Genomic DNA, 12,297 nt, shown 5'->3' with positions numbered 1-12,297 from the left:
TTAATGAGGTTAAAACTATTGATGAGTAAATTGTTTGAATACATTATTTTGAATACATTATTTTGAATACATTATTTCAATGCACTATTTGAAAATATTATATAAATACATTTTATAAACACACTAAGTTCTTTGGATAAATCGGACTTATTCCCTAAGACTATTAAAGTCTGTCTATGTCACCCGTTTGTATAAATAATTACTTATGATAGCTACGTCAGGATAGTTACTTAAGATAGCTACGTCATGATAATTACGACAGAAAAAACACTTCAATTTTATAGTTACCTCATTGGCTTTTATATTAACTCTGTATAGAAATAACAACTCACGGTATGGTGATACCAAAAGAATTAATAAGGTAATCATTCTTGCTGGTTAAAATTACCCCTAACTGCGTTGTGAGTTTTGAAGTGAGAACAACTATCTCCTACAACTCACGCCTTATTAGTGTTAATTTTTCCTACGCAATCTCTGATCACTTATTTAATTCCATTGGTATGAAAATTGAGCTAAATAGTTAACCTTTATGCTCAATTTTCACTTCTTAATCTTTAGCTATCTAGTATCAACCATCAACCATCAACCATCAACCATCAACCATCAACACTCAGTGAGTTGTTTTTATCTATAAAGCAAATCAACTATCTTATATGGCTGACGAATGAGTTGCCTCATCAACTAGGTATAAAATGGATTGATAAGGAATACCACTATGATGTGAAAGGCCTATTTCACAGGTACGGCTATTACTAAACCCTCGTTTACAATGCTCTGGCACTTGTTTTTTGAGTGTGTGTACTGCGGCTGCGTTTAGCTCTGGTGTGGTGAATCCTTTATCTCCCGCCCATCCACAACATTGAATATGCTCAGGGACAATCACATCACTTGCACAGGATTTAGCTAATGTCAGCATGCTATTTTCTAATCCCATTCGTTGTGCACTACAAGTAATATGCAACATCACCGTTTCTTTGATAGGTGAAAATTGTAAGTGTGATAGTAAGTATTTAAGCACAAATCCAGTCGGTTCTAATACTTCCATCGAATGTGTAAACTTATCGATACTTTGTTTTGCACAGGGGCTGGTGTCCATTAAAATTGGCCATTTACCTTGCTCGCTCGCTTCCCATAGTGCGGCTTCTAATTGCTGCGACTTTTGCAATGCAAGTTCACTCATGCCTTTGCTGTCGTATGGCATTCCACAACATTGATCCGTTAAAGACTCTGGAATGATAATATCAAAGCCTGCTTTTTTAATTAATGATTCGGTTACTTCAGTTAATGGACGACTATCGCTATTATTAGCTTGTTGCCCCATGGTACGAGCTGCACATGATGGGAAATAAACGACTTTTTTGCTGTCTTTATCTTCTTTATTTTGGCTGAAAGTACTGCTCACTTTATGTTTGTTAGCGGTCGGCATTTCAGGGATCCACATTGGTGTTTTCCCCGCACTTAAACGACGCACTTTATTCGTGACTTTCGAGACGGTTTTATCGCCTAATTTTTTTTGAGCAACACTGCTTACTTTTAGCCCCATTGATGCCATTTTGGTGGTGGCGGTGAAATGGTCTGCCGTCCAACGGGCAATAGGCGTGAATTTTTTATATTTACTGGTACGTAATTTTTTAACTAAATCACCCGTGTTAATGCCAACCGGACAACGTTCAGAACATAAACCCGTTGCCGCACAAGTGTCTATGCCTTGATATTCAAAAACATCTCGCAACGCTTTAGCATCTTCAGTCTCGTTGTTATTTTCTCTCCGTTGTAGTTCTCGGTATAACACAATGCGTTGACGCGGTGATAAGCTGAGTGTTCTTGAAGGGCAGACTGGTTCACAAAAACCACATTCAATACAACGGTCAATCAAGTCATCTGCTTTAGGCATTGGTTTTAGGTTTTTAAGGTGTCCGATAGGGTCATCATTGATAATTACGCCTGGGTTTAATATGCTTCGAGGATCAAACAATGCTTTAATTCTTTGCATTAAAGCATAGCCGTCTTTACCCCATTCTAGTTCAACATAGGGCGTCATATTCCGGCCTGTACCGTGCTCTGCTTTTAATGAACCTTGGTATTTAACTGCCACTAACTGCGCCACTGCATCCATGAAACCGCCATAACGTTTTATTTCTTCTGTCGTGTCGAAGCTTTGAGTGAACACAAAATGTAAATTACCTTCAAGCGCATGCCCGAAAATAATAGCTTCGTTGTAATTGAATTGCTCAAATAGTGTTTGTAAATCATGTACGCCGGCTGCTAAATGCTCGACAGGAAAAGCGACATCTTCAATGATAACCGTTGTACCGACTTCTCTTACTGCGCCAACGGCAGGGAACATGCCTTTACGAATACCCCATAAGGTAGCCACCATATTGGCATCGGTGGTAAAAGAGACTGACTCTATAACGTTAAATTGAGCGACCGTTTGCATTATAGCCATACATTGTTGATCTAATTGCGTTGTATTACTTGCTCGAGATTCTATTAATAGGGTGCCTGCTTGTAAATCTAACGTATCAAGGAAGCTTGGCATACCTGGTTTATCTGCAACCGAACGCATTGCTCGGCCATCCATCATTTCTACTGCTGAAACAGGCTCTTTGGTTAACGCGGTTACCGCTTTGCTCGCTTCTTCAATATTATTAAATACGATTAATGCTGACGCTTTGTGAGGATGTTCAATCACAGTGTTATAGGTAATTTCAGCCATAAAACCGAGTGTGCCTTCAGAACCGATCATTAAATGCTTGATCACTTCGATAGGATCTGAGTAATCAACTAATGAATTAAGCGAATATCCGGTGGTATTTTTAAGGCGATATTTATGATTAATACGCTGTGTTAATTCAGCATTATTGGCAACATCTGCGCATAACGCTTCAATACCTGAGATTAATGCGGGTTGCTTTAATTTGAAAGCGTCAACACTGTCTGTATCAGCGGTATCGAGTAATGTGCCATCTGAAAAAACTAACTTCATACTATCAATAGTACGGTAAGAGTTTTGCGCTGTACCACAACACATGCCACTTGCATTATTAGCCGCAATACCGCCGATTTTACAGGCATTGATAGAAGCAGGATCTGGCCCTATTTTGCGTCCAAATGAAGCAAGGTATTTGTTTGCATCAGCGCCAATTACGCCGGGTTGCAATGTGATTTTTTGTCCATCATCGTGTATTTCATGTCCACGCCAATCATCAGTTAATGTAATTAATACGGAGTCTGATACTGCTTGTCCTGAGAGGCTGGTGCCCGCCGCACGAAATGTACAGGCGATGTTTAGTTGGCCGCAGGCTTTAATGGTAAAAATGACTTCATCAATGTTTTTTAATCGTAATACCATCTTAGGAATTAAACGGTAAAAGCTGGCATCAGTCCCGTAGGCAAGTCGTAATGCTTGATCGGTAAAAATTCTATCTTGGTCGATATGCTGCAACAACATGTCTTCTAATTGTTGGTAGGGTTGTTGACTGTTTTTCATTATAGATCCTCAATGTGAATTGCAACGAATTGACTAATAAGGTGTGTGCCATAAATAATTGTTTATTGAATGTCGATGGTATTAGACAGACGTAAAATTAAGACAATATTCGTTGTATGTTATTGTATATTTTCTTGTTTACTTAGATTCAATCATTAAAATTGAATGGTCTATTACAAATTAATAAATAATTATCTGTGAATTGTTAAACTGTACGGGTTTAGTTTTGTGTCTAAACCCATTCGACTAACTATTTACCTTGAGCAGACATCAAGCTATCACTAAGATTAAAACCATAAATGATAATTAAACCAATAATGCCGGTAGCTGCAACATAATAAAATGTAGGGATAATAGTTTTACGTAGAATGATGCCTTCTCTACCTAACAAGCCAACTGTTGCAGAGGCTGCAACCACATTATGAATGGCAATCATGTTGCCTGCTGCCGCACCAACCGCTTGCAGAGACACCATCGCTGTACTTGAAACGGCTAACGTTTGCGCAACTTCAAATTGAAATTGGCTAAACATCATATTTGAAATGGTGTTTGACCCAGCAATAAATGCGCCTAATGCTCCGATAGAAGCACTGAGTGCTGGAAATAAATCACCGACAAGATTTGCTGCAAAATTAGCCGTAGTGACAGGCATACTGGCTAAATCTGCGCCATTAATGCCGGAGTTGATAAAGATACGCACCATAGGAATTGCAAATATTAATACAAAACCTGCTCCTAATAATGTTTTGCTCGATTCTTTAAATGCGCTACCTAATGGCTTGAAGCTTCGTGATTGTAATAAAACAGCCAATAGCGCAACAAAGACCAGAATACCACCTGGTAGATACAAGGGTTCAATACCTGCACTTACACCTGATTCACCTAATATATTATTAAATGATAGATTTAAGCTTTTTAATAAACCTTTAAATTCAGTGCTAACTCGGCTAATTACTAAAATAATCGCGAGGAGTAAATAAGGTAGCCAAGCTAATGCAAGACTCATCTCTTTCTTACCGCCAACGTTACTAATACCTTCCTTTAAATCCATTTTTAGAGAACCTAGCCATTCTTTAGGCCATTTTGCTTCATCTTCAAAATCCCAACTTTTTTGAGGAACAAGAAATCCTTTTTTAGCGGCTGCAACGACGATGGTAAGGCTTAATAACCCTCCCATTAATGATGGGAATTCAGGGCCAAGGAAAACACCTGTTAATGCATAAGGCACGGTGAATGCTAAGCCTGCAAAAATGGCAAAAGGTAATATGTTTAAGGCCTCTGTCCAACTTTTATTCTTACCAAAAAAACGTGTTAACATCATTGCCATTAATACAGGGATAAACGTACCTACAACCGCATGAATGATAGCGACATTATTGGTTATTTCTTGTAAGTAAATGTCCCACGTTGACCCTCCAGATACCAATATTTCGGATATGTTGTGAGTATCAAGTCCTTTATTAACACCAACAATAATAGGGGTTCCAACCGCGCCAAATGAAACCGGAGTGGATTGAATCATCATACCTATTACCACTGCTGCTAATGCGGGAAAACCAATGGCAACGAGAAGTGGCGCAGCGATAGCCGCTGGTGTGCCGAACCCTGATGCGCCTTCAATGAATGAACCAAAACACCAAGCGATGATGATGGCTTGAATACGGCGGTCGGGTGAAATATTGATGAAACCGTTACGAATAACATTAATCGCTCCAGTATGTTTCAATGTATTCAATAAAAAAATAGCACCGAATACAATCCATAATACAGCGACGGTTATTGTTAATCCCTGCAAAGACGATGCGATAATACGTGTTGCTGACATATCCCATACAAAAAAAGCGATAACTGCTGTTAATGCAAAGCCTACGGGCATGGCTTTTTTAGCGGGCCAATTTAGCCCAACCAACAAGATAGCTGCCATCACGATGGGTAAAAATGCAATTAATGCAAGTAACGTACTATTCATCTCTTCTTCCTTTTCTATACGACTGTTATGTCCCCATAACTATGATTAAAAACAGAATGACATTAACTGGTCTTTCTTTGTTTTTGTTGTTATTCATTTGTTAATGGATTGTGACGATACTCCTTTGCTTTTTTTCTATATATAGAGATAATGATAAACATTGTTTCCAAAATTGGCGTAATGATGACAAAGATAGATGATTTGATTCTATTTGTTCAAGTGGTAGAACACGGTTCATTTAGTAAAGTAGCAGAGATTAATTCCCTTACAAATTCAGTGGTTAGCAAACATATAGCCAGATTAGAAGAAGACCTTGGAGTACAACTTTTATATCGAACAACGCGAAAATTAACCCTTAGCGAAGCGGGTAAAGTACTTTATCAAGGTGCTAAAAATGTGAAGGAGGCCGCAGTGGAAGCGATTGACGCGGTATATGGATATGCCGAAAGTATGGTTGGAAATATTAAAATGTCAGTGCCTACCATTTCTGGTGACCTTTTATTAGCGAACACCGTTGCTGAGTTTTGCAATATGCATCCTGGACTCACAGTCGATATGTCTATGAGGAATTCCTTTGTTGATTTGGTAGGAGGTGGTTACGATTTAGTGATCAGAACCGGCGACATGGGGGACTCAAATTTAATCGCTCGTCACCTAATTGATTCACAATGGGTTATTTGTGTTGCGCCTGCTTATCTCCAACGCTTTGGAAGACCAACAACACCTGAAGCGTTAGTGAATCATAATTGTCTACAATATGCTTATCAAACAACAGGCGCTTCTGAGTGGGAGTTCAAAGGAAAGGATGGTAATTATATTATTAAAGTGGCGGGCAACTTCACCACTAATAATGCCGGATCATTACGAAAAATAGCATTAGGTGGTAATGGTATTGCTTATGTACCACGTTGTTTAGTGTATCAAGATATTTTGAAAGGCGATTTAATTGATATTTTTCCAGAGCAAGTGGGTAAGAAACTAGGCATTTATGCCGTGTATCCATTTACACGTCAAGCTCCCCTTAAGATTCGTTTGTTAATCGATCATATTCGAGAAAGTTATTTAGCAATAGGTGAGTCTTTTTAGTGATTGAAGTGAGTTGGACAAGTGACCATCAATCTAACGGCTAGCTTATTAAATTGCTAAGCCGTTAAGTCCTTAAACCATTGAGTAATTAAAGATCTAATTGTAGTGGTACAAAATCACTGTACCACTACAAGTTAATTAAACCTCTACGTAGCTAAAATCTTAAGCAACTAAACCTCCGAGTATTTAAACCTTTAAGTCACTAAATTTCTAGATAATTAGAACGCTATTTTTTCAAACTGCTAAATCTTCAAATCATTGAGACATTAAGTTAACGCATCGATTAATACATAAACGGCTATGTCATGGTAATAGATTTTGTTAGTGCTCCTATTTTAATAACATTAAGTTAACCACTTCTATTAATGCTGTTTATTAATCAGCTTACGGATCTTATGTCGTCTAAGAAGCCATTCTTTTGAGTTTTATGAGGTAATGATAAATCCTAAATGTAAATTAAATGTTGCTATTTTGTTGGTGAAATAATAATCAACAACTAGTTAAAATGTTATAAATATGCATTTCGTCACTTTTTTTTAACATACCCTCTATAATCTTTGATCAACAAAGGTAGATGAGCTTTTTAAAACTGTTTTGTGATCTCTGTCGTTCACGTGTATGCTTGCGCACTTCTAATTTGGCTATAGTATTCATAGGGGCTATATCGATTATTGTTTCTTTACAATGCCAAAGAATATAACTTTTATAGAGTTGGGCTTGTTTATTGATCTAACTCTTTGTTTTTGTGATAAATAGGATTTAAAAAATGGATAGCAAACTGATTCTTGTACTTAACTGTGGTAGTTCTTCTTTGAAGTTTGCCATCATTGATGCCGTTAATGGCGATGAAAAACTTTCAGGTCTTTCTGAATGTTTACAATTAGATAATGCAAGTATTAAATGGAACTTAGAAGGCGTTAAAGGAAAAGCTGATTTAGGCGCAGGCGCTGCACATGAAGAAGCATTAACGTACATCGTAGATGAAATTCTTTCTTTAAGTCCAGTATTAAAAGCAAACCTATTTGCTATCGGACATCGTGTTGTTCACGGTGGTGAGCAGTTCACTAAATCAGCGGTTATCTCTGACGAAGTAATGAAAGGTATTGAAAATTGCATTTCATTAGCGCCATTACATAACCCAGCACATCTTATTGGTATTCGTGCGGCTCAAAAAGCTTTACCTGCATTATCAAATGTAGCAGTATTCGACACGGCGTTTCACCAAACAATGCCAGAAGAAGCGTACTTATACGCGCTACCATACAAACTTTACCGTGATAATGGTATTCGTCGTTACGGTATGCACGGTACAAGCCATTACTACATCAGCCTACAAGTAGCTGACGTGTTACAAAAACCTGTAACTGAGTTAAACATCATCAACTGTCACTTAGGTAACGGTGGTTCTGTTTGTGCAATTAAAAATGGCGTATCTGTAGATACGTCAATGGGAATGACGCCATTAGAAGGGCTAGTAATGGGAACACGTTGTGGTGATGTTGACCCTGCAATCATCTTCCATTTACACGATGAGCTAGGTTATAGCATGACAGAAATCAATGACATGCTAACAAAAGAGTCTGGTTTATTAGGATTAACAGAAAAAACATCAGATTGTCGTTTTGTTGAAGATAACTACGATACAGATGAAACTGCAAAACGCGCAATGGACTTATACTGTTACCGTCTAGCTAAGTACATCGCAAGCTACACAGCAGCCTTAGATGGACGTTTAGACGCGGTTATCTTCACTGGTGGTATCGGTGAAAACTCAGCACCAATTCGTCAACTAACATTAGAGCGCTTAGGTTTATTAGGCTTTAAAGTTAACGAACAAGAAAACCTAGCAAACCGCTTCGGTAAGTCTTCTAACCAAGGCATTATCACTGAACAAGACAGCACTATCGCAATGGTTGTTCAAACCAACGAAGAGTGGGTTATCGCACAAGATACATTAGCGCTAACGAACGTTTAATTCTCAAACCGCTTTAAAAATGAAAAGGTTAATCAGAAATGATTGGCCTTTTTTTGTGGGTGTTGTTTTAGATTTTTTTAAACTTAATCAATATCTACCAAATCTGATAAATGAATTTCATCATTGTGAATATAAAATATTGTTCATGCATTTTCGTTAAGAGCAGTTGAAAATATATGCTTTTTATATATTTAATTTTCACTTCAAATAATACTTTCAAGAAATATGTCATATTTCTATCATATATGTGTAATACTTTTTCTTTACCTTACTCCCTTTATTACTACATGGCGCTATGGCGAGCATACGTCGTAATCAATATAACGTTTAATAATGGGTAAGGATGCCAATGAAGGTTTTAAACAAAACAGCTTTAATTATTGCTATTACAAGTGCTATTTCGGCATGTAACTCTGAAACTGAAAAAACAACTAGTGATAAATCAACAGACTCTGTCAGTGACAGTATGACAATGACACAAGGTGCAAATAAACTTTCAGAAAATAATGCTAATAATGTTTGGCGTTTTGCTGTTATCCCTGACACGCAAGGTCGTGATGATGATTACAAACAAACGATTACGCATAGCTATGATGACATTACTTTATCTGTTGATATCGGTTATGACGTGAATAACGATGACATTTTTGATGGTGAAGGATGGAAAATAGATGTATCTGATCCTTATAACGCTGTATTTGTTAATGAAAATGGTGAACCGCTTGTTGATGACGAACCGCCAGTTGAAATAGCAAGTAACGAACGTTTTGATACACCTTATGATTTTAAACATCTTCCTGCTCTATTAGTTGATCCCATTGTTTCTAAAATAAAAGCTGAAGGCGTCTCTGTAGTTCTTGCTGTGGGGGATATGACTGATGTCCGTACTGAAAATGAATATGTAGAATGGATGAATAAAGTTGCAAACCCTTTAACTGAAGCAGGTATGACTGTATTACCTGTTCGTGGTAATCATGAGATCGTAGATGGTTATGATTGGTTAAGTTGGTTTACAACAGAAGTTGATACAACGGATAATCGTTCTGTAAATAATATGGATAACGGTATCGATGCCTATACTGATGCAGACACTGAAGAATACGACCAAGGGTATAACTTGTACCAAAAATATCCAGGTACATTGTTAACAAGTGGTTTAGAAAGCGGTGAAATTGTAGGTTATGAAGAGATTGAAGATCTTATGTATTATACAGTTCAAAACAATACTTTATTCATTGCTGTTGATTTTTATGCCAGTGATTTAGTGTCTGTTAGCTATGAAGGTACATGGCTGCTTATATATGATTGGTTGAAAAATGTATTAGAAACTAAAGGTGCAACAGTAGACCATATTGTGATGTTTGGTCATGAAGCATTATCAACCAAAAAGCGTCCTTCAGTTTATAATTATGATGAATATTTTGATTACATTAGTTCGTTGAGTACAGGTGAAGAAAACGAAGATCAAACGGAACCAGGTATTTTAGGGCTGGATACTGGCCAATTAGGTTACTTACAGCTACAAGATGAATCGTCACCGGGTTTAATGGATAACGTGCTTAATCTATTGAGTGAATATAAAGTTAATTATATTGCAGGTCACGACCATCAATACTCACGTAGTTTAATTCATCCTGATAATTCAAATCCATCTGTTGGTTTTACGCAAATAGTTGCTGGTAATGCTTCTTGGAAGGCTTATAACAATCGCTATGGCATCAATGATAAATACGAAACGGGTTTAGCGCAGGATAATTTCGCCCAAGTCGGTGACTATGAAGGTACTAATAGCCAATATACAAAAGATTTAACTAAGTATGAAAAATCTAATAAAATTTCATTTGTTATTGTCGAAGTTAATGGTCGTCAAATTACTTTTAAAAACTATTATGCTCCAGTTAACTTCTCAGAAGCTGATATGAATATGGGAACGTACTGGGATGAAAATCAAAATGCATGGGTACAATATGATATTGATTCAACAGGTACAACCGTTGAAAGCATAATCCCTATCGAATGGTTCCTAGGCGATAGTGCAAGTTACACAAACGATGCTTTACAACGTGTAGTTTCACCTTACGAGTCTTATTGGACAACTACAAAAACACCTGATGAAGAAGGATATATAGGCACTGAAGCGGCTATTCTGGATGGTTTTAATTTAACTTATAACAGTGTTGAAGTGTTAACAACTGATACGCAAGATAAGAAACAAGTTGGGGTTGATGTTAACTATCAAGATGATTTAGGGACAGGTAAAGGTGAATATACAAGCTTTGCAGATGCTTATAATATTCCTCGTCAAGAGCAAGCAATGAATGAGTTACTTTCATTAAGTTGGTTTACTGATGACGATATAAGATCAGTTTCTGATATTTTGTACATTAACGGTAATTTAAACCAAGATGGCTCGTATAAAAACACCAATGGATTTGTACAAACTACGTCACCTTCTGAGATTTATTTTGATAAAGATGCTGTAGAAACTGATAACCCAACGAATGTTATTAGAGATGGTATTGTAACTGATGAAGATGAAGCTGATGCGATGACAATAGCAATAACTGCGCCTAAAAATGTTGAGTTATCTACACTAACGATTGGTCGATATAACGAAGAACTAGGTATTTGGGAGGCGTTTTTAGACGAAGACTGTTTCACAGCTACATCATACTCTGATGACTTCAGTGTTATGTTTCAATCTGGTTCTGGAAGCACACCTAGTGATGTGAGTGGCAGTTGTGGTACTTATTTGTGGGGTTATAACTATAATAATAATTCTGTCTGGGGATTTACGCATAAAGATGGTCTATTCGCATTAATTACAAAAATTGATAATGATGAATAGGGGAAGCTAGTTATATACATGATTAAATTTTAAGGTTTAGTTAATATTCTTTAAAAGAATGTTGACTGAGCCTTAATTTTTAGATTTTGAATCTAAGTATTCCAAGTTTCCTTTATTAATGCGAAAAGATTCTATTCTTACATACTCATTAACCTAAGGAAGCATAGTGTTTATACCAAGAAAATTTAAACAAGAAAACATTGAGGATCTTGTTGAATTAATGCGACAGTATTCTTTTGCTACATTAATTACTCAATCGGAAGTGGGAATTGAAGCGACTCATCTACCGATGATAGTTGAGAAAAAGTCAGATAAAACTTATTTAAAGGCTCATATTGCTAAGGCAAACCCTTTGTGGAAATCAGTTAAAAATGGTTCAGAGATATTAGTAATATTTAATGGTCCTAATTGTTATATTTCTCCTAATAATTATCCTACCAAAAAAGAGACGGGCAAAGCCGTCCCTACATGGAATTATGTGGTCGTCCATGTCAAAGGAAAAATTTCGTTTATTAATGACCCAGGTTGGATTTTAAATGCCATTGAGACATTAACGATTATACATGAATCTACGCAGCCCGAACCTTGGTCTCTTTCAGATGCGCCTGATGAATATATCCAAAAAATGATTCCTGCGATCGTAGGTATAGAAATTGAAGTGTCTTCAATAACAGGTCAGTGGAAGCTTAGCCAAAATCAACCAGAGGTGAACCAGATAGGGGTTGTTTCGGTACTTTCAGAAAATAAGGATTCAAACATTAATGAAATAGCCTCAATGATAAAAGCAAATTTCGATAAATAATCTTAACTATTGGTAAAGATTCACAATCAATACCTCTTTACTTATAAACCAGCATTAAATAATGAGAACGTTTAAAGTTCGTTGGAATAAAATACAAGCCACTTCCTAATGAATAGTTATCAAA

Annotated in this window: 6 protein-coding genes; 4 read left to right on the top strand and 2 right to left on the bottom strand. The window is 36.8% G+C overall.

Annotated elements, in window-relative coordinates; translation table 11 throughout:
* Positions 1–649: 649 nt before the first annotated feature.
* Both V6255_RS11200 and V6255_RS11195 read right to left on the bottom strand, forming a co-directional pair.
* On the bottom strand, positions 650–3,493 hold the full coding sequence (locus V6255_RS11200; protein WP_341628243.1) for an FAD-binding and (Fe-S)-binding domain-containing protein: 2,844 nt from the start codon (positions 3,491–3,493) through the stop codon (positions 650–652).
* Positions 3,494–3,743: 250 nt separating this feature from the next.
* Positions 3,744–5,462 carry an L-lactate permease gene (locus V6255_RS11195; RefSeq protein WP_341628242.1) on the bottom strand — a complete coding sequence of 573 codons (1,719 nt, stop codon included), beginning with the start codon at positions 5,460–5,462 and terminating at the stop codon, positions 3,744–3,746.
* Positions 5,463–5,645: 183 nt separating this feature from the next.
* Between V6255_RS11195 and V6255_RS11190 the strand changes: the two genes are divergently transcribed.
* The 4 genes from V6255_RS11190 (at position 5,646) to V6255_RS11175 (ending at position 12,173) form a co-directional block, all read left to right on the top strand.
* Complete coding sequence (locus V6255_RS11190) at positions 5,646–6,548, top strand: LysR family transcriptional regulator (protein WP_341628241.1); 903 nt, start codon at positions 5,646–5,648, stop codon at positions 6,546–6,548.
* A 766-nt stretch (positions 6,549–7,314) separates the two neighbouring features.
* Positions 7,315–8,523 carry an acetate kinase gene (locus V6255_RS11185; protein WP_341628240.1) on the top strand — a complete coding sequence of 403 codons (1,209 nt, stop codon included), beginning with the start codon at positions 7,315–7,317 and terminating at the stop codon, positions 8,521–8,523.
* 349 nt (positions 8,524–8,872) lie between these two features.
* The gene (locus tag V6255_RS11180) at positions 8,873–11,371 is read left to right on the top strand and encodes a metallophosphoesterase family protein (protein WP_341628239.1); all 2,499 of its coding nucleotides are present in this window, start codon (positions 8,873–8,875) and stop codon (positions 11,369–11,371) included.
* 166 nt (positions 11,372–11,537) lie between these two features.
* Positions 11,538–12,173, top strand: coding sequence for an FMN-binding negative transcriptional regulator (locus V6255_RS11175; RefSeq protein WP_341628238.1), 636 nt, complete (start codon positions 11,538–11,540; stop codon positions 12,171–12,173).
* Positions 12,174–12,297 lie beyond the last annotated feature (124 nt).

Origin of the sequence: Psychromonas arctica, from assembly GCF_038155225.1 — a bacterium.
Classification (GTDB): Bacteria; Pseudomonadota; Gammaproteobacteria; order Enterobacterales; family Psychromonadaceae; genus Psychromonas; species Psychromonas arctica_B.
This window is presented reverse-complemented; position numbering and strand designations above follow the sequence as displayed.